Raw genomic sequence first — 17,974 nt, forward strand, 5'->3', positions numbered from 1 at the left:
GCGCCGACCTTGCAATTTCTGAAAAACGGGACTATATGGCACTCAAATTCTTGATCGTACGATGAAGAGTGGGCCGCAAGGACCCGCTCTTTTTTATTAGCGCGATCACCCCGAATGCCAGAAATCGCAGGGAGCGCACCGCTTGTCGGATCTGACAAACGCAGACAATCAACATGAGTCGCGGCTGATTACCGAGACCGGGCTTGACCAGCGTCTCGCCGACATCATCGAACCGGTACTTATCGACATCGGCTTCCGCCTCATCCGTGTTCGCATGCTCAACCAAAATGGCATGACGATGCAGGTCATGGCCGAGAAGAACGATGGCACGATGACCGTCGAGGACTGCGAGCAGGTCTCCATGGCGATTTCTCCAGTGCTCGATGTGGAAGATCCGATCGATAAGGAGTATCATCTCGAAGTGTCTTCGCCGGGTATCGACCGCCCTCTGGTGCGGAAATCCGATTTCGTTCGCTGGCAGGGCCACCTCGTAAAGTGCGAAACGTCGATCATGATCGGCAATCGCAAACGCTTCCGCGGCAAGATCGTCGAAGCGGATGCCGACGGGTTTACGATCGAACGCGATCAGGTTGCCTACGGTGAGGAGCAGAAGGTCGTCATTCCCTTCACCGCGCTCAGCGATGCCAAACTCATTCTGACCGACGATCTGATCCGCGATGCACTGCGCGCCGACAAGCTGGCAAAGGCGCAGGCTGCGAACCAGAACGAAGCGGACGACAAAGAATAACCGATCAACGCAAGCTCCAGGGACGGGAACCCGGGTAGTCAAGGACGGAGAAACACAACAATGGCAGTCAGTGCAAACCGGCTCGAACTTCTGCAGATCGCAGATGCAGTGGCGCGCGAAAAGGTCATCGACCGCGAAATCGTGCTTGCCGCGATGGCCGATGCCATCCAGAAAGCAGCGCGTTCCCGTTACGGTACCGAATCCAATATCCGCGCCGACATCAACCCGAAGACCGGTGAAATCCGTCTGCAGCGCCTGCTCGAAGTCGTCGAGAAGGCTGAGGATTATTCCACGCAGATCCCGCTGGAACTGGCCCGCGACCGCAACCCCGACGCCGCCATCGGCGACTTCATTGCCGATCCGCTGCCGCCGATGGATTTCGGCCGTATCGCCGCGCAGTCGGCCAAGCAGGTCATCGTGCAGAAGGTGCGCGAAGCCGAGCGTGACCGCCAGTTCGACGAATTCAAGGATCGCGTCGGCGAAATCGTCAACGGTACGGTCAAGCGGGTCGAATATGGTAACGTCATCGTCGACCTCGGCCGTGGCGAAGGCATCATCCGCCGCGACGAAATGATCCCGCGCGAGAACGTCCGCTATGGCGATCGCGTTCGTGCATACGTATATGATGTCCGTCGCGAACAGCGCGGCCCGCAGATCTTCCTGTCGCGTACGCATCCGCAGTTCATGGTGAAGCTCTTCACCATGGAAGTGCCGGAAATTTATGACGGCATCATCCAGGTGAAGTCGGTTGCCCGCGATCCAGGTTCGCGCGCCAAAATCGCCGTGATTTCGAACGACAGCTCGATCGATCCGGTCGGTGCCTGCGTCGGCATGCGCGGTTCACGCGTCCAGGCCGTCGTCGGCGAGCTCCAGGGCGAGAAGATCGACATCATTCCCTGGTCGCAGGATCCGGCGACCTTCGTCGTCAACGCCCTGCAGCCGGCTGAAGTCGCCAAGGTCGTTCTCGACGAAGATGCGGAACGCATCGAAGTGGTCGTTCCAGACGAGCAGCTTTCGCTCGCCATCGGCCGCCGCGGCCAGAACGTCCGCCTCGCTTCACAGCTGACGGGCTGGGACATCGACATCATGACGGAAGCCGAAGAGTCCGAGCGCCGTCAGAAGGAATTCAACGAGCGCACCAATCTCTTCATGGACGCGCTCGACGTCGACGAGATGGTCGGCCAGGTTCTGGCTTCGGAAGGCTTCGCCGCCGTCGAGGAGCTGGCTTATGTCGATCTCGACGAAATCTCCTCGATCGACGGTTTCGACGAAGATACCGCGCAGGAAATCCAGACCCGCGCCCGCGAATTCCTCGAGAAGCTCGAAGCGGAAATGGACGAGAAGCGTAAGGCACTCGGCGTTTCCGACGAGCTGCGCCAGATCGACGGCATGACCGCCCAGATGATGGTGGCACTCGGCGAGGACAGCATCAAGACGATCGAGGACTTCGCAGGTTGCGCAGCCGACGACCTCGTCGGCTGGACCGAACGCAAGAACGGTGAGACGAAGAAATTCGAGGGCCTGTTCTCGAAGTTCGACATTTCCCGTGTGGAAGCCGAACAGATGGTCGTGCAGGCTCGCCTGATCGCCGGCTGGATCACCGAGGAAGATCTGGCGAAGGACGCTGAGGCTGTTGAAGCCGACGCAGCCGAGCAGGACGCATAATGACGGCGAAGCCGGACACATCCCCTGAGGACGACGATCTTGCAGGTTACGACGTGAACGGCCGCATGTGCATTGTGACACGCGAAAGCGGATTGCCGGACGAGCTGATCCGCTTTGTGGCCGCCCCTGACGGGACGGTGGTGCCGGATCTGAAACGCGAGCTGCCGGGACGTGGCTGCTGGGTTAAGATCGACCGGTCGCTGGTCGAAAGGGCGGTGGCGAAGAAGCTCTTCGCCCGCGCGCTCAAGGCCGATGTGAAGGCCGCCGAAGACCTCGGTGAACGCGTGGAGCGGTTGTTTCTGCAACAGCTCCTGCAGATGATGAACATGGCGCGCAAGGCGGGCCAGCTCGTCACCGGCTCGGCCAAGGTGGATGCCGCAATCCGCAGTGGAGCTGCGCTTGCGGTGTTCCATTCTACGGATGCCGCCGCCGATGGCGTAAGAAAGATAGACCAGGCCCGCAAGGCCTGGCATCTCGGAATGGAAACCGAGGAAGAAATACCTTCCTTCCGTCTCTTCTCGGAGAGCGAAATGGAAGGGGTGATGGGCCAGAATGCTTTTATCCATGCCGCAGTGCTTGCAGGGCAGGCGGGTGAGGGTGTAGTGAAGCGCGCAAAGATGCTCGAACAGTACCGTAACGGCGGTCAGTCCCGGGCACCGGGCGGCGCTGGCCAGCAAAAACAATGATGCGGTCACCGGCGGAAGCCGGCCGCAATATCATTGATCGATTGTATGTGATTGACAGGGTCTGATGGCTTCATCGTTCCCTGTCCGAAGGAACGGGAACGAATGACCGACAGCAACGACGACAAGACAATCAGCGTAACGGGGAAGAAGACCCTCACCCTGAAACCATCAGGGATGAGCCAGGGTACCGTTCGCCAGGATATGGGTCGCGGTCGCACCAAGGCGGTCGTCGTCGAGACCCGCAAGCGGCGCCCGATGCGCCCCGAAGACGAAAAGCCGATGACGCCTGCTCCTGCAGCTCCGGTTCGGGCGCCCGAACCGGAACCAGCGCCCGTGCAGGCTCGCACTCAGCAGCCGGCTCCAGCCCCGCGCATCCACCAGCCCGGCGGCCAGAACAGCCAGCGCCCGCAGCAGGCCAACCAGCGTCCGCAGCAATCCTACCAGCCGCAGCGCCAGCAGGATCGTCCGCGCCCCGTGGTGCTGAACCACCTTTCGCCCGATGAAATGGATGCCCGTCGCCGCGCGCTTGCCGAAGCGCAGGCCCGTGACGCGCAGGACGCCATCCGTCGCGCTGAAGATGAAAAGCGCCGCGCCGCTGAAGAAGCCGTACGCCAAGCCGCCGAAGCGGAAGAAGCCAAGCTGCGCGCTGCTGAAGAGGCCGTCCGCCAGGCGGAGGCCGCTGCTGCAGCCGTGGCCGAACCACCTGCAGCTCCGGTAACGGAAGCACGTGCCGAAACTGTGCGTCAGCAGCAGCCGGCACCGGCATCCACCCCTGCCGCTCGCCGCACGGAAGCCGCTCCGTCGCCTTCAACCGCCCGTCCCGCGTCAGGCGCACCGGCAGGCGTACGCGGTCGCCGTGGCGAAGGCGAAGATGAAGACCGCGGTGCTTCGCGCAGCGGTCCGGTCCGCGGCCGCCCGGTTCGTCCCGAGCCCGCGAAGCCGGTCACAACCCGCCCGAAGAGTGAGGAAGACCGCCGCCGCGGCAAGCTGACCGTGACCACCGCGAACGTCGATGACGACGGCAATGCACGCGGGCGTTCGCTTTCGGCCATGCGCCGCCGGCAGGAGAAATTCCGCCGCAGTCAGATGCAGGAAACGCGCGAGAAAATCTCCCGCGAAGTCGTTCTGCCTGAGACCATCACCATCCAGGAACTGTCGCAGCGCATGTCGGAACGTGCCGTTGACGTCATCAAGTACCTGATGAAGGAAGGCCAGATGATGAAGCCCGGCGACGTCATCGACGCCGATCTGGCTGAACTCATCGCTGGTGAATTCGGTCATACGGTCCGGCGCGTCTCCGAGTCCGACGTCGAACTCGGCATCTTTAACGTGTCCGACGAGCAGGGCGAACTGGTTTCGCGCCCGCCTGTCGTCACCATCATGGGCCACGTCGACCACGGCAAGACCTCGCTGCTCGATGCCATCCGCCATGCCAACGTGGTCTCCGGTGAAGCCGGTGGCATCACGCAGCATATCGGCGCCTATCAGGTAGAGCAGAACGGCCAGAAGATCACCTTCATCGATACTCCCGGCCACGCAGCCTTCACGGCAATGCGCGCCCGCGGCGCGCAGGCTACTGACATCGCGATCCTGGTGGTTGCGGCTGACGACAGCGTGATGCCGCAGACGATTGAATCGATCAACCATGCCAAGGCGGCCGGTGTCCCGATCATCGTGGCGATCAACAAGGTCGACAAGCACGAAGCCGATCCGCAGAAGGTTCGTAACCAGCTTCTGCAGCATGAAGTCTTCGTGGAATCCATGGGCGGTGAAGTGCTCGACGTCGAAGTTTCGGCGAAGACCGGCAAGAACCTCGACAAGCTGCTCGAGGCGATCCTGCTGCAGGCTGAAATTCTCGATCTCAAGGCTAATCCGAACCGGACGGCGGAAGGCACGGTTATCGAAGCCCAGCTAGACCGCGGTCGCGGAGCGGTTGCGACGGTGCTTGTCCAGAAGGGCACTCTGCGTCCGGGTCAGATCATCGTTGCCGGCGACGTCTGGGGCCGCGTGCGCGCCCTGGTGACGGACAAGGGCGATCATGTGAAGGAAGCCAGCCCGGCGACCCCGGTCGAGGTTCTCGGTCTTTCCGGCACGCCGCAGGCGGGCGACAAGTTCGCCGTCGTCGAAAACGAAAGCCGCGCCCGCGAAATCTCGGAATATCGTCAGCGTCTCGCCCGCGACAAGGCGGCTGCCCGCCTGTCGGGACAGCGCGGTTCGCTGGAACAGATGATGACGCAGCTCCAGGCCACGGGCGTCAAGGAATTCCCGCTGGTGATCAAGGGCGACGTACAAGGCTCGATCGAAGCCATTGCCGGCGCGCTGGAAAAGCTCGGTACCGACGAGGTTCGTGCCCGCATCGTTCATTCGGGCGCAGGGGGCATCACCGAATCCGACATCTCGCTTGCAGAAGCATCGAACGCTGCCATCATCGGCTTCAACGTTCGTGCGAACACGCAGGCACGCCAGTTCGCCGAGCGCGAGGGGATCGAGATCCGCTACTACAACATCATCTACGACCTCGTTGATGACGTGAAGGCAGCGATGTCGGGTCTGCTTTCGCCGGAGCGTCGCGAAACCTTCATCGGCAATGCCGAAATCCTGGAAGTGTTCAACATTACCAAGGTCGGCAAGGTGGCAGGTTGCCGCGTCGTCGAAGGCAAGGTCGAGCGTGGCGCGGGCGTCCGCCTCATCCGCGACAACGTCGTCGTGCACGAAGGCAAACTCAAGACCCTCAAGCGCTTCAAGGACGAAGTCTCCGAAGTGCCGATGGGGCAGGAGTGCGGCATGGCCTTCGAGAACTACGAGGATATGCGTGTGGGCGACGTCATCGAGTGCTTCCGCGTCGAGCATATCACGCGCACGCTCTGATCGGACCGCGATTGAAATCTTGGACGGGCGCCGGATGATCCAGTCCGGCGCCCGATCCTTTTGGGATACAGAACAATGGCAACAAGACCCACAACCTCGGCACCTTCGCAGCGCATGCTGCGCGTCGGCGAACAAGTTCGCGCAGCGATCACTCAGGTGCTGCAGCGTGGCGAAGTCCGCGACGACATCATCGAAGCGACCGTAATCTCGATTTCCGAAGTGCGCATGTCACCTGACCTGAAGATCGCAACGGCCTATGTGACGCCGCTCGGCGTCTCCGACCACACCATCATCATCGATGCGCTGAACCGCAACGCGAAGTTCATCCGTGGCCGGCTCGGACCGCAGCTGAGACAGATGAAGTACATGCCCGAAGTGCGCTTCCGCGATGATACCAGCTTCGACAATTACAAGAAGATCGACGATCTGCTGCGCTCACCCGAGGTGAGCCGCGATCTCGACAGTGACGACGAATAACAGAAGACACCGATGTCCAAACCACGCAAACCCAAGGGCCGCCCGATTTCCGGCTGGCTGATCCTCGACAAGCCGGTGGATTTCGGCTCGACGGAAGCCGTTTCCAAGATCAAGTGGCTCTTCAAGGCGCAGAAGTGCGGCCATGCCGGCACGCTCGACCCGCTCGCATCCGGCATGCTGCCGATCGCGCTCGGCGATGCCACCAAGACCGTTCCATATGTGATGGACGGCCGCAAGATCTACGAATTCACCGTCAGCTGGGGCGAGGAGCGGACAACCGACGACCTGGAGGGCGAAGTTACACAGCGCTCCGACCAGCGCCCGAGCGAGCAGCAGATCCGCGATATCCTGCCGAAATATATCGGCACGATCAGCCAAGTCCCTCCGCAGTTTTCCGCCATCAAGATCGCCGGTGAACGCGCCTATGATCTGGCGCGCGACGGCGAGGCGGTCGAGATACCCTCGCGTGAAGTCGAGGTACATCGCCTCACACTTCTCGCCTGTCCAGATGCCAATACGGCGCATTTCGAAGTGGAATGCGGCAAGGGCACCTATGTGCGGGCGCTTGCCCGCGATTTTGGCCGCGAGCTCGGCTGCTTCGGTCATATTTCCGGCCTGCGCCGTACCTTCGTCGCACCCTTCGCCGAAGAAACTATGGTGCCGCTTGCAAAACTCACGGCGCTCGAAGAGATCGAGGACATGGATGAGCGTCTTGCTACGCTCGACGCACTGCTGATCGATACCTGCGAGGCACTGTCGGCACTGCCCCACCTTATTATCAGCGATGACCAGGCGCACCGCCTGAAGATGGGTAACCCGATCCTGGTGCGCGGCCGCGACGCGCCGGTTGCCGAAAGCGAGGCCTATGCGACGGCCCGCGGCAGGCTGATCGCGATCGGGGAGATCGGACAGGGTGAATTCCGGCCGAAGCGCGTTTTCGGCTGACGGTTACAACCAGCGGCAATTGTCAGAAGTCAGTGATGCGATATGTTTCCCGACGGGCCATAACGGCCCGTCTAAGGGGAAGAATATGCGCAGAATTGCATTTAGAATACTGACATTCTTTTCGCTGTTTCTCACGGTTTCGATCGCTCAATCTGGCGAGCGCTGGGCCGAACTTCCGGCCTTTCCTCCCATGCCGGAGCCGAAGGCAAGCGGCATGGCCGACGTCAACGATATCACGATGTATTACGCCGAATATGGCGAGGGCGACCCGATCCTCTTCATCCATGGCGGGCTTGGAAATGCCGACGTCTGGGGCCATCAGGTCGCCGATTTCGCCAAGGATCACCTCGTCATCGTTGCCGACAGCCGCGGCCATGGGCGCTCCACGCGCAGCCAGCAGCCTTTCGGCTACGATCTGATGACATCGGATTATGCGGCACTTCTCGACTATCTGAAAATCGGCAAGGTGACGTTGGTCGGATGGTCGGATGGCGGCATCATCGGCATCGACATGGCAATGAAACATCCGGAGAAGCTTACGCGCGTCATCGCCCAAGCAGCAAATGTCACGACCGACGGCGTGAAAGCCGACGTGATGAACAACAAGACTTTCAACGACTATATCAATGTCGCCGGCGAATATTACAAGAAGCTGTCGCCGACGCCGAACGAATACGACGCCTTCGTCACCCAGATCTCCGAAATGTGGGCGACACAGCCTGCCTGGACGGCGGCGGATCTCGGAAAGATCACGGTACCCATCACACTGGCCATCGGCGATCATGACGAAGCGGTAAAGCTCGATCATACGGAAATGATGGCGAAGGAAATTCCAGGCGCAAAACTCGTCATCTTGAAGGATGCCAGCCATTTCGCCATGCTGCAGGATCCACAGGGATACGATGCGATGATCCGGGACGCTATGGCGGGGCGCTGAAACCGCGACGGGTGCCCCCTCTTTCCATCGCTGCTTATTTGGTTTATAGGCAGCGCCAGCATCAGGGTATTCCCGATTGCATTCGCGGCCAAGGCTGGACGACATCCCGGCTTTTGGCGACTTAAGCTCCTCTCAACGAAAGGATTGTCCGATGTCGATCACTGCTGAGCGCAAGGCTGCGCTGATCAAGGAATATGCGACCGCCGAAGGCGACACCGGTTCGCCGGAAGTACAGGTTGCGATCCTCACCGAGCGCATCAACAACCTAACGGAACACTTCAAGGACCACAAGAAGGACAACCATTCCCGCCGTGGTCTGCTGACGCTCGTTTCCAGCCGCCGCTCGCTTCTTGACTATCTCAAGAAGAAGGACGAAGGCCGCTACACCAAGCTGATCAACGGCCTGGGTATCCGCCGCTAATGATTTTTCGGCGGGCGAAGCTTTTCGCCCGCCGAATGTTTTTCGGGAGTGCGTCTCCCGGTGACATTTTCCAGGTGCGCGCTATCTGCGTGAATGGAAAGACGGCAGGCCCGGATGGGCCGGATCTGCCAGACCAACCGCTGACCTGTCATGGGGCAGGATTGCCGGATGCTTTCGGCCAAAGTTTCGCAGGAGCTTTGGCCCGATTTCCCAAGGAAATCGTCCGCTCAAAGCTTCCCGTTGTCTTGCCCGTGATACGTCGCACTGATTGCGGTCGACCCTGCGCTGCTCCTGATGGACGAGGCGCGCCGGCCGCATTGAAGGACAGGACATGTTCGATACACATAAAGTAGAAATCGAGTGGGCAGGCCGCCCGCTCAAGCTTGAGACCGGCAAGATCGCCCGCCAGGCTGACGGCGCCGTACTCGCCACCTACGGCGAAACCGTCGTTCTCGCGACGGTCGTTTCCGCCAAGGCGCCGAAGCCTGGCCAGGACTTCTTTCCGCTGACGGTTAACTATCAAGAAAAGACCTATGCGGCCGGCAAGATCCCCGGCGGCTACTTCAAGCGCGAAGGTCGCCCGAGCGAAAACGAAACCCTCGTTTCCCGTCTCATCGACCGCCCGATCCGCCCGCTCTTCCCGGAAGGCTACAAGAACGACACGCAGGTCGTCGTCACCGTCATCCAGCACGATCTCGAGAACAACCCGGACATCCTGTCCATGGTTGCGACCTCGGCTGCGCTGACGCTATCAGGCGTTCCCTTCATGGGGCCGGTCGGCGGCGCACGCGTCGGCTACATCAACGGCGAATACGTTCTCAACCCGCATCTCGACGAGATGGATGAATCGAGCCTCGACCTCGTCGTTGCCGGCACCTACGATGCCGTCCTGATGGTCGAATCCGAAGCCAAGGAGCTTCCGGAAGACGTCATGCTCGGCGCCGTCATGTTCGGCCACAAGGGCTTCCAGCCGGTTCTCGACGCGATCATCAAGCTCGCCGAAGTTGCCGCCAAGGAGCCGCGTGACTTCCAGCCGGAAGACTATTCCGCTCTCGAAACCGAAATGCTCGGCATTGCCGAAGGTGAGCTTCGCGAAGCCTATAAGATCACCCAGAAAGCCGATCGCTACGCCGCCGTCGACGCTGTCAAGGCGAAGGTGAAGGCGCACTTCCTCCCCGAGGAAGGCGAAGCCCGGTACACGGCTGAGGAAGTCGGCGCGATCTTCAAGCATCTGCAGGCCAAGATCGTCCGCTGGAACATTCTCGACACCAAGAGCCGCATCGACGGCCGCGACCTCGAAACCGTTCGTCCGATCGTATCGGAAGTCGGCCTTCTGCCGCGCACGCATGGTTCGGCGCTCTTCACCCGCGGTGAAACGCAGGCGATCGTGGTTGCCACCCTCGGCACCGGCGAAGACGAGCAGTATGTCGATAGCCTGACGGGCATGTACAAGGAGCGCTTCCTGCTCCATTACAACTTCCCTCCCTACTCGGTTGGCGAAACCGGCCGCATGGGCTCCCCGGGCCGTCGTGAAATCGGTCATGGCAAGCTTGCATGGCGTGCAATTCGCCCGATGCTGCCGTCCGCCGAACAATTCCCCTACACGCTGCGTGTCGTCTCCGAGATCACCGAGTCGAATGGCTCGTCCTCGATGGCGACCGTCTGTGGCACCTCGCTTGCTCTGATGGACGCGGGCGTTCCGCTCGCCAAGCCGGTGGCCGGTATCGCCATGGGTCTGATCCTGGAAGGCGATCGCTTCGCCGTCCTCTCCGACATTCTCGGTGACGAAGATCACCTCGGCGACATGGATTTCAAGGTCGCAGGTACTGCCGACGGCATCACCTCGCTGCAGATGGACATCAAGATCGCCGGTATCACCGAAGAGATCATGAGGGTCGCTCTTGCCCAGGCCCAGGGTGGTCGCGCTCACATTCTCGGCGAAATGGCGAAAGCCATCACCGAAAGCCGTGGCCAGCTCGGGGAATTTGCTCCGCGCATCGAAGTCATGAACATTCCGGTCGACAAGATCCGCGAAGTCATCGGCTCCGGCGGCAAGGTCATCCGCGAAATCGTCGAGAAGACCGGCGCCAAGATCAACATCGAAGACGACGGCACCGTCAAGATCGCCTCTTCCTCGGGCAAGGAAATCGAAGCGGCCCGCAAGTGGATCCACTCGATCGTTGCCGAGCCGGAAGTCGGCCAGATCTACGAAGGCACTGTTGTCAAGACCGCCGACTTCGGCGCTTTCGTCAACTTCTTCGGCGCCCGTGATGGCCTCGTTCACATTTCGCAGCTCGCTTCCGAGCGCGTCGCAAAGACCCAGGATATCGTCAAGGAAGGCGACAAGGTCTGGGTCAAGCTGCTCGGCTTCGACGAGCGCGGCAAGGTTCGCCTCTCCATGAAGGTTGTCGATCAGGCCACCGGCCAGGAAATCCCGGCCGCAGAAAAGGGCGACAAGAAGAAGGATGAAGCGGCCGAATAAGCCGCGCCTTCTGAACTGATATCCGGGCGCGGGACTGTTTCCGCGCCCTTTTTGTATTCGACCTTTGCGCAATCGCGGACGAAAAAACCGCTGCGCACTTTTTCTGGAATTGCTCCAGACGACGGGACCAGACCATGAGCCGCGAAACGCTAAAAACTCTCTTCCACCCCTTTGTCAGCGAAACAGTAGCATCGCCCGGCGAAGGCGAGCGTGTGCTCTTTCTTGGGGCAGAGGCGGGCTTTGGGTTGCCTGCGGGTTTTACCGCGTCGCTTGCGGCCGTGCAGGGCTTCAAACCACTCTACAGGCAGCTTCTGGCACAACGTATCGAAGCCAATCCGGAGATCCACGGTGAAGACTACGATGCGGGCTTGGTGCTCTGCACCAAACACAAGGGTGAGAACGAAGCCAATATCGCCGCCGCCCTTTCCCGCGTGAAAGCCGGTGGGCTGATCGTCGTTGCCGGCGGCAAGGAAGACGGTATCCAGCCACTGCGCAAACGTGTGGAGAGTTTCGGCCTCGATACCGAACATATGCCGAAATATCATGGCGTCGCCTTCTGGTTCGGCCGGCCGGCCGATGTCAGTGAGATCGTCGCAAAGTTTGGTAAGTCGCCGGTGCGCGTTGAAGGCCGCTTCATCGCCTCGCCCGGCATGTTCTCGCATGACAGGCTCGACGCAGGTTCGCAGCTTCTCGCCTCGCGCCTGCCCACCGATTTCATTGGCGATGCGGCCGATTTCGGTGCCGGCTGGGGCTATCTCTCCATCGAACTGGCGCAGAAGTCTCCGAACCTTGCCCGCCTTGACCTCTACGAAGCCAACTACGAGGCCCTGGAGGCCGCCAAGGCCAATCTGGCGGAGAACTGCCCGAACGCGCCTGCGCGCTTCTTCTGGCACGATCTGGCGGGCGAGCCGGTGCGGGATAAGTACGATCTCGTCATTATGAATCCGCCCTTCCATGAGGGCCATGCCGCTGAACCTTCACTCGGACAGGCGATGATCAAGACGGCCGCCTCTTCGCTGCGCGGCGGTGGACGGCTGATGCTTGTGGCCAATCGCGGCCTGCCATATGAGCCGGTGCTCGCGGAGCATTTCAAGGATAGCGGCGAGACCTGCCGCAATGCCCGCTTCAAGGTGTTGTGGGCACGGAAATGAAAAAAGGCGGCCGGTGCCGCCTTTTCTTTTTAAGCCTGTCCGGCCCTACTCGACGTCTGCCTTGCGCAGCGTCTCCAGTGTCGGCATGGACGTGATGTTGTAGCCCGCATCGACGAAGTGGATTTCGCCGGTCACGCCCGTCGAGAGATCCGAAAGCAGGTAGAGCGCGGAACTGCCGACCTGGTCGATCGTGACGGTCTTGCGCAGCGGAGCATTGCGCTGGTTCCACGACAGGATGGCGCGGGCATCGGAAATGCCGGCGCCGGCGAGGGTGCGGATCGGGCCGGCGGAGATGGCGTTGACGCGGATGCCGCGCGGGCCGTAATCGGCCGCTAGATAGCGCACGGAGGCTTCCAGAGCGGCCTTGGCGACGCCCATGACGTTGTAGTTCGGAATGACGCGCGTCGAGCCGTTATAGGTCAGCGTCAGCATGGTGCCGCCATCTTCCATCAGCGGCGCACAGCGCTTGGCGATCTCCGTGAAGGAGAAACAGGAGATGACCATAGTACGGCTGAAATTCTCGCGCGTCGTATCGGCGTAGAGGCCCTTCAGCTCGTTCTTGTCGGAAAAGCCGATGGCATGGACGATGAAATCCAGTTTGCCCCAGCGCTCCTTGATCGCGTCGATGACGGTATCGACCGAAGCGATATCTTCGACATCGCAAGGCAGGAGAAAGTCGGAGCCGAGTTCGGCTGCAAGTGGCTTGACGCGCTTGCCGAGCGCCTCGCCCTGGAAGGTGAAAGCCAGTTCTGCGCCCTGTGCAGCGAGGGCCTTCGAAATTCCCCACGCGATCGAGTGGTTGTTTGCGACGCCCATGATGAGGCCGCGCTTACCCTGCATGATTCCGGTCATACTGTTATCCGTTATAGCGCTGGAACACGAGCGTGGCGTTGGTGCCGCCGAAGCCGAAGGAGTTGGAAAGAGCAATATCGATCTTGGCGTTGTCAATGCGCTTGCGGACGATCGGCACGCCTTCGAATTCTGGATCGAGTTCCTTGATATGCGCGCTCTCGCCAATGAAGCCTTCCTGCATCATCAGCAGGGAATAGATCGATTCCTGCACGCCGGCGGCACCGAGCGAATGGCCCGTCAGCGACTTGGTTGACTGGATATGCGGCAGCTTATCGCCGAAGACTTCGCGGATGGCACCGATTTCCTTGCTGTCGCCGACCGGTGTCGAAGTGCCGTGCGTGTTGATGTAGTCGACATCACCCTTCACGGTCGCCAGCGCCTGGCGCATGCAACGGATAGCACCTTCGCCCGAGGGAGCGACCATGTCATAGCCATCGGAGGTTGCGCCGTAGCCGATGATTTCGGCGTAGATCTTGGCGCCGCGCGCCTTGGCATGTTCCAGCTCCTCGAGGACGAGCACGCCAGCGCCGCCGGCGATGACGAAGCCATCACGGCTGACGTCATAGGCGCGAGAAGCCGATTCCGGCGTGTCGTTATACTTGGAGGACATGGCCCCCATGGCGTCGAAGAGGTTCGACATGGTCCAGTCGAGATCTTCGTGGCCGCCGGCAAACATCATGTCCTGCTTGCCCCACTGAATCATCTCGACGGCATTGCCGATGCAATGCGCTGACGTGGAGCAGGCCGAAGAGATCGAGTAATTGACACCGTGGATCTTGAACCAGGTGGCGAGCGTTGCTGACGCGGTGGACGACATGGCCTTCGGCACGGCGAAGGGACCGATGCGCTTCGGGCTGTTGTTCTTGACAGTGATCTCGGCTGCTTCGATGAGCGTGCGCGTGGACGGACCGCCGGAACCCATGATGATGCCGACGCGCTCGTTTTCGCTGTATTCCTTCTCCTCCAGACCGGAATCGGCGATCGCCTGCTTCATGGCGACATGGTTCCAGGCACCGCCCTGCGAGAGGAAGCGCATGGCCCGGCGGTCAACCAGTTCGGCGAGCTTGTCGGCGCCGAGCTTGGGGCTGCCCCAGACCTGGCACTTGAAGCCGTGTTCGGCGAAATCGCTGGAGAAGGAAATACCGGACTTTGCCTGGCGCAAGGATTCGGTAACTTCGGCCGCGTCGTTTCCGATCGAAGACACGACACCTAGACCCGTGACAACTACCCGTCTCATCTGATCAAACCCTTGTTGTTTTCGTGAGCCGCTTGAAATGCGGTTTTCAGGCCGTCTTGTCTTTCGAGAGACCGACGCGAAGATCGGTCGCTTGATAAATGGTTTCGCCATCCGCCTTCAGCCAGCCATCGGCAGTGCCGAGCACCAGACGGCCGCGCATGACGCGCTTGAAATCGATACCATATTCAATCAGCTTCGTGTGCGGACGGACCATGCCCTTGAACTTCACTTCGCCGGTCGAGAGCGCCATGCCGCGGCCTTGTTCACCGAGCCAACCCAGATAGAAGCCGGTCAGCTGCCACATGCCGTCAAGGCCGAGGCAGCCGGGCATGATCGGGTTGCCTTCGAAATGGCAGGGGAAATACCAGTCGTCAGGGCGAACATCGTATTCGGCCCGCAGGTAGCCCTTGTCGAAGGCGCCGCCCGTTTCAGAGATATCCGTGATCCGATGAACCATCAGCATAGGCGGCAAAGGCAGTTGCGCATTGCCAGGCCCAAACAGCTCGCCATGTGCGCAGGCGATGAGTTCTTCATAGGAGTAGCTGGACTGTCTGGTCGTCATAAATCTCTGTTTCCCCCCGCGTTCTTGGCGATGGATGTGTGTCTTTAGTCCAAGTTCTTCAGAAAATGAAGCGCAAGCGTGGCGGCTTCATTTTTTGGTCCGGACTGGGCCTGAGCCAGTATTTGGTGGTCGCATACAGGAAGGCCAGGGCCGGGACCAGACCTAATTGCGTCAGAAGCCCGTTTTTGCGGCCTTTCGAAGGCTCTTGTCCCCATTGAACTATTGAAAGGCTTTTGCGCAAAAGTTATATCGCTTGGAACAAACATGATTGCTTTTCGCCAGAATAACCGGAGTTGGTGTTAATGACGGGTGAAACCCCGATCGCCATTGAGGTCAGGCTGCGTAGCGCAGGCCTGCGTCCCACCCGCCAGCGCGTTGCGCTTGGCGACCTCCTGTTTGCCAAGGGCGACCGGCATTTGACTGTCGAGGAACTGCACGAGGAAGCGGTTGCCGCCGGCGTGCCGGTTTCGCTCGCGACGGTCTACAACACGCTGCATCAGTTCACAGAAGCCGGCCTGATCCGCGTTCTCGCCGTCGAGAGCGCCAAGACCTATTTCGATACCAATGTCTCCGATCACCATCACTTTTTCGTCGAAGGCGAAAACGAAGTGCTGGATATTCCGATCAGCAAACTGACCATCGACAATCTGCCGCCGCCGCCCGAGGGCATGGAAATTGCCCACGTCGATGTCGTCATCCGCCTGCGGCACAAGCAGATCTGACATCACATCACGTCGTCGGGGTGCCGGCCAGGCATGTGCTTGTAGGTCGGGAATGTCCAGCCGAACCACAGGGCGCCGCCACGCACTGCGAAGGCTGCCGCGACACCGCAGGCCGATGCGATGTAGAGCTCGGCGCCAAGCGCATTGGCACCGGTAAAGACGCCAGATCCCACCAGGGCCGCCGTCACGTAGATTTCCGGGCGCAACAGCACGGATGGTTCGTTTGCCAGGAGATCGCGCAGGATGCCGCCGAAGGTCGCCGTCAGCGCGCCGGTGACGATGGCGATCGTCGGCGAGCCGGTCGCGGCCAATCCCTTGGCGGCGCCGAGCACGCAATAGGCGGCAAGACCGACCGCATCGAGCCAGATCAGCAGGCGATAGCGCGATTCCAGGAGATGGGCCGTAAAGAAAACGACAATGCCCGCGATGCAGCAGATGACAATATAGAACGGGTTCAACACCCAAAAGACCGGTACCCGGCCGAGGATGATGTCGCGCACGGTACCACCGCCCGTCCCCGTCACGATCGCGAAAAACAGAAAGCCTATCAAGTCGAGCTGCTTGCGCGAGGCGGCCAGCGCGCCGGTTGCGGCAAAAAGGGCAATGCCGGCATAATCGAGATAGACGAGCAATGACATCAGGGCCTCCTGACCGGCGGAACGAGACCCACTGAATCATCGCGGCAAGGGCGGCGCAAGGCGGCGCGCCCAGAATGGAAGGCCAGAGAGCCTTTATCCATAAGAGGAAAGCCGTGAAGACGCTGTTGCCCATACTCCTGAACGTCGTTTTGCTGCTGGTCATGCCAGTCGCGGCCTTCGCACAGCAGTCGCTGATCTCCGACCCGGAGATCTACGAAAAGAAGCATTTCCAGGAACAATGCACGGAGGCATCCTTCGGTAATGGCTTCCTCACCCGCCGGGATATCAACAATGACGGGCTGATGGACGTGGTCATCAACGAGGGCGAACTCACCTGCGACGGCCAGAAGGGTCCGCAATGCAATGAAGACGGCTGCACCTATAATTTTTATCTGCAGGTGGCCGAAGGCGGTTATTTCATGATCGCGACCGCGCAGATCTACGGTTACGACTTCATCAAGCGTTTCGGCAATATGGTACTCGCAATGAAAATGAATCCCCGTTTCTGCGATCGCACCGGCGGCGACCCTTGCCTCGTCACCACCCGCGTGCGGGGTACGAAATTCGTCACCATCTCCAAGAAATAGGCCTCAATTCGGAAAGAGCGCCGGAGTGCGGCCGGCGACATAGTAGCCGACGAGCTGTACCATTCGCGAAGGGCAGTCCCCAGATTCTCAGCGTTCAGGCTCGGCTGGGTGTCATAGGACGGTTATCTGGCACGCGCCGAATGGGGGCCGGAGGCTCCGATCTTTTGATTGAACCGGCGCTGCAGCGGGCGTGGAATAAACAAAGCGACAATCGCGAGTGCCATCGCGAAGACGGAGACCAGCCACAGCGCCTGCGCGCCCACAAGGCGGGTCATGAGCGCCCCGCTGATGGCCCCGAGCACCATGCCGCCCCACGGCACAACCTGAATGGTCCAATCGAGGCGCCGGTCGCCAATGATCCAGCGGCCTATGCCGCGGCCAAAGCGCGACAGTGCGCCGGTCACATAGGTCAGACCGATCGGCAGCCCTTCAATATGCTCAACCGCCGCATTCACCATGCCCATTGCGAAAACGATCAGAAAGAAACGCGCCATCAGCAGATCCTGCAGCGTCATCATCGAGGCGAGCGCAAGCATAAGGCTGACGCAGCAGAGCACGACGAAGATGCGCCTTTCGGCCCGGTGCGCGACGACGATGCCAGCGGCATTGCCAAGCACGAAGACGATGATAGCCGACAGCAGCACTGCAGCATGCCTGATATCGCCGCTGCTCAGGGCCAGTGCCGCCCGCGTCGTGTTGCCGGTCATGAAGGATACGAAGTCGCCGGTCAGAAGCAGGCCGGTCGCATCTGTCATTCCCGCAAGAAAGGAAATCGAGCCAACCAGCGCCAGTCCGGTCGCGGTCCTGCGGGTTCTGATGATGCGGCGGCGTCTTGCTCGTGTCATGGTCTGGGTCCGGCAGGCGCCGAATCGGCTGGCCTCAACCGATATAAGAACTCGCTTTCAGCCTTCGACAAGGCTGACAACCGGGCAATTGCTGAAAAATGTCAGTTACGTTGACCTGAAGTGCCTGTGGAACTGCATTCGGGATAATTTG

17 protein-coding genes are annotated in these 17,974 nt (G+C 60.5%); 12 read left to right on the plus strand and 5 right to left on the minus strand.

The window, feature by feature from the left end:
- Positions 1-142 precede the first annotated feature (142 nt).
- The 10 genes from rimP to FHT92_RS08195 all read left to right on the plus strand — a co-directional run bounded on the left by rimP (position 143) and on the right by FHT92_RS08195 (position 12,380).
- Positions 143-748 (plus strand): ribosome maturation factor RimP, encoded by a 606-nt coding sequence (rimP, locus tag FHT92_RS08150; RefSeq protein WP_183823701.1) that lies wholly within the window; start codon positions 143-145, stop codon positions 746-748.
- Between the two features lie 60 nt (positions 749-808).
- Entirely contained in the window at positions 809-2,413 is a 1,605-nt protein-coding gene (gene nusA / locus FHT92_RS08155) for a transcription termination factor NusA (RefSeq protein ID WP_183745518.1), read from the plus strand.
- Complete coding sequence (locus FHT92_RS08160) at positions 2,413-3,099, plus strand: RNA-binding protein (protein ID WP_183745515.1); 687 nt, start codon at positions 2,413-2,415, stop codon at positions 3,097-3,099. Before nusA ends, FHT92_RS08160 begins: the two co-directional genes overlap by 1 nt.
- 102 nt (positions 3,100-3,201) lie before the next feature.
- The gene (infB, locus tag FHT92_RS08165) at positions 3,202-5,967 is read left to right on the plus strand and encodes a translation initiation factor IF-2 (RefSeq protein ID WP_183823703.1); all 2,766 of its coding nucleotides are present in this window, start codon (positions 3,202-3,204) and stop codon (positions 5,965-5,967) included.
- Between the two features lie 75 nt (positions 5,968-6,042).
- Positions 6,043-6,444 carry a 30S ribosome-binding factor RbfA gene (gene rbfA / locus FHT92_RS08170; RefSeq protein WP_183745512.1) on the plus strand — a complete coding sequence of 134 codons (402 nt, stop codon included), beginning with the start codon at positions 6,043-6,045 and terminating at the stop codon, positions 6,442-6,444.
- A 12-nt stretch (positions 6,445-6,456) separates the two neighbouring features.
- Positions 6,457-7,389 carry a tRNA pseudouridine(55) synthase TruB gene (truB, locus tag FHT92_RS08175; protein ID WP_183823705.1) on the plus strand — a complete coding sequence of 311 codons (933 nt, stop codon included), beginning with the start codon at positions 6,457-6,459 and terminating at the stop codon, positions 7,387-7,389.
- An 85-nt stretch (positions 7,390-7,474) separates the two neighbouring features.
- The gene (locus FHT92_RS08180; RefSeq protein ID WP_183823707.1) at positions 7,475-8,326 is read left to right on the plus strand and encodes an alpha/beta fold hydrolase; all 852 of its coding nucleotides are present in this window, start codon (positions 7,475-7,477) and stop codon (positions 8,324-8,326) included.
- 151 nt (positions 8,327-8,477) lie between these two features.
- Positions 8,478-8,747 (plus strand): 30S ribosomal protein S15, encoded by a 270-nt coding sequence (rpsO, locus tag FHT92_RS08185; RefSeq protein ID WP_183745507.1) that lies wholly within the window; start codon positions 8,478-8,480, stop codon positions 8,745-8,747.
- Between the two features lie 331 nt (positions 8,748-9,078).
- Positions 9,079-11,229, plus strand: coding sequence for a polyribonucleotide nucleotidyltransferase (gene pnp, locus FHT92_RS08190; protein WP_183745505.1), 2,151 nt, complete (start codon positions 9,079-9,081; stop codon positions 11,227-11,229).
- Between the two features lie 134 nt (positions 11,230-11,363).
- Positions 11,364-12,380, plus strand: coding sequence for a class I SAM-dependent methyltransferase (locus FHT92_RS08195; protein WP_183823712.1), 1,017 nt, complete (start codon positions 11,364-11,366; stop codon positions 12,378-12,380).
- Between the two features lie 45 nt (positions 12,381-12,425).
- Here FHT92_RS08195 and fabI read toward each other — a convergent pair whose 3' ends face one another.
- The 3 genes from fabI to fabA are packed head-to-tail and all read right to left on the minus strand — an operon-like array spanning position 12,426 to position 15,031.
- Positions 12,426-13,232, minus strand: coding sequence for an enoyl-ACP reductase FabI (fabI, locus tag FHT92_RS08200; protein ID WP_183823714.1), 807 nt, complete (start codon positions 13,230-13,232; stop codon positions 12,426-12,428).
- A gap of 4 nt (positions 13,233-13,236) precedes the next feature.
- Positions 13,237-14,469: a beta-ketoacyl-ACP synthase I gene (gene fabB, locus FHT92_RS08205; protein ID WP_183823716.1), complete on the minus strand. Its 1,233-nt coding sequence runs from the start codon at positions 14,467-14,469 to the stop codon at positions 13,237-13,239.
- A gap of 46 nt (positions 14,470-14,515) precedes the next feature.
- Entirely contained in the window at positions 14,516-15,031 is a 516-nt protein-coding gene (fabA, locus tag FHT92_RS08210) for a 3-hydroxyacyl-[acyl-carrier-protein] dehydratase FabA (RefSeq protein WP_007814145.1), read from the minus strand.
- A 302-nt stretch (positions 15,032-15,333) separates the two neighbouring features.
- Between fabA and irrA the strand changes: the two genes are divergently transcribed.
- Entirely contained in the window at positions 15,334-15,753 is a 420-nt protein-coding gene (gene irrA, locus FHT92_RS08215) for an iron response transcriptional regulator IrrA (RefSeq protein WP_183745497.1), read from the plus strand.
- Positions 15,754-15,755: 2 nt separating this feature from the next.
- Here the strand turns inward: irrA and FHT92_RS08220 are convergent, their stop codons facing one another.
- On the minus strand, positions 15,756-16,391 hold the full coding sequence (locus tag FHT92_RS08220; RefSeq protein WP_183745495.1) for a trimeric intracellular cation channel family protein: 636 nt from the start codon (positions 16,389-16,391) through the stop codon (positions 15,756-15,758).
- A 113-nt stretch (positions 16,392-16,504) separates the two neighbouring features.
- On the opposite strand from FHT92_RS08220, the gene FHT92_RS08225 reads away from it, so the two are divergent.
- The gene (locus FHT92_RS08225; protein ID WP_183823718.1) at positions 16,505-16,978 is read left to right on the plus strand and encodes a hypothetical protein; all 474 of its coding nucleotides are present in this window, start codon (positions 16,505-16,507) and stop codon (positions 16,976-16,978) included.
- Positions 16,979-17,100: 122 nt separating this feature from the next.
- On the opposite strand, the gene FHT92_RS08230 is transcribed toward FHT92_RS08225, so the two are convergent.
- Positions 17,101-17,823 carry a YoaK family protein gene (locus tag FHT92_RS08230; protein WP_183745489.1) on the minus strand — a complete coding sequence of 241 codons (723 nt, stop codon included), beginning with the start codon at positions 17,821-17,823 and terminating at the stop codon, positions 17,101-17,103.
- Between the last annotated feature and the right edge of the window lie 151 nt (positions 17,824-17,974).

The sequence above is a fragment of the Rhizobium sp. BK377 genome, assembly GCF_014193935.1.
GTDB lineage: Bacteria > Pseudomonadota > Alphaproteobacteria > Rhizobiales > Rhizobiaceae > Rhizobium.

What these genes read in the sequence shown, in the direction of transcription:
- FHT92_RS08230 (WP_183745489.1), bottom strand. Translation starts at nt 17,823, where the DNA reads ATGACACGAGCAAGACGCCGCCGCATCATCAGAACCCGCAGGACCGCG.
- FHT92_RS08220 (WP_183745495.1), bottom strand. Translation starts at nt 16,391, where the DNA reads ATGTCATTGCTCGTCTATCTCGATTATGCCGGCATTGCCCTTTTTGCC.
- FHT92_RS08180 (WP_183823707.1), top strand. Translation starts at nt 7,475, where the DNA reads ATGCGCAGAATTGCATTTAGAATACTGACATTCTTTTCGCTGTTTCTC.
- rbfA (WP_183745512.1), top strand. Translation starts at nt 6,043, where the DNA reads ATGGCAACAAGACCCACAACCTCGGCACCTTCGCAGCGCATGCTGCGC.
- FHT92_RS08160 (WP_183745515.1), top strand. Translation starts at nt 2,413, where the DNA reads ATGACGGCGAAGCCGGACACATCCCCTGAGGACGACGATCTTGCAGGT.
- pnp (WP_183745505.1), top strand. Translation starts at nt 9,079, where the DNA reads ATGTTCGATACACATAAAGTAGAAATCGAGTGGGCAGGCCGCCCGCTC.
- fabA (WP_007814145.1), bottom strand. Translation starts at nt 15,031, where the DNA reads ATGACGACCAGACAGTCCAGCTACTCCTATGAAGAACTCATCGCCTGC.
- truB (WP_183823705.1), top strand. Translation starts at nt 6,457, where the DNA reads ATGTCCAAACCACGCAAACCCAAGGGCCGCCCGATTTCCGGCTGGCTG.
- nusA (WP_183745518.1), top strand. Translation starts at nt 809, where the DNA reads ATGGCAGTCAGTGCAAACCGGCTCGAACTTCTGCAGATCGCAGATGCA.
- fabB (WP_183823716.1), bottom strand. Translation starts at nt 14,469, where the DNA reads ATGAGACGGGTAGTTGTCACGGGTCTAGGTGTCGTGTCTTCGATCGGA.
- FHT92_RS08195 (WP_183823712.1), top strand. Translation starts at nt 11,364, where the DNA reads ATGAGCCGCGAAACGCTAAAAACTCTCTTCCACCCCTTTGTCAGCGAA.
- fabI (WP_183823714.1), bottom strand. Translation starts at nt 13,232, where the DNA reads ATGACCGGAATCATGCAGGGTAAGCGCGGCCTCATCATGGGCGTCGCA.
- rpsO (WP_183745507.1), top strand. Translation starts at nt 8,478, where the DNA reads ATGTCGATCACTGCTGAGCGCAAGGCTGCGCTGATCAAGGAATATGCG.
- irrA (WP_183745497.1), top strand. Translation starts at nt 15,334, where the DNA reads ATGACGGGTGAAACCCCGATCGCCATTGAGGTCAGGCTGCGTAGCGCA.
- infB (WP_183823703.1), top strand. Translation starts at nt 3,202, where the DNA reads ATGACCGACAGCAACGACGACAAGACAATCAGCGTAACGGGGAAGAAG.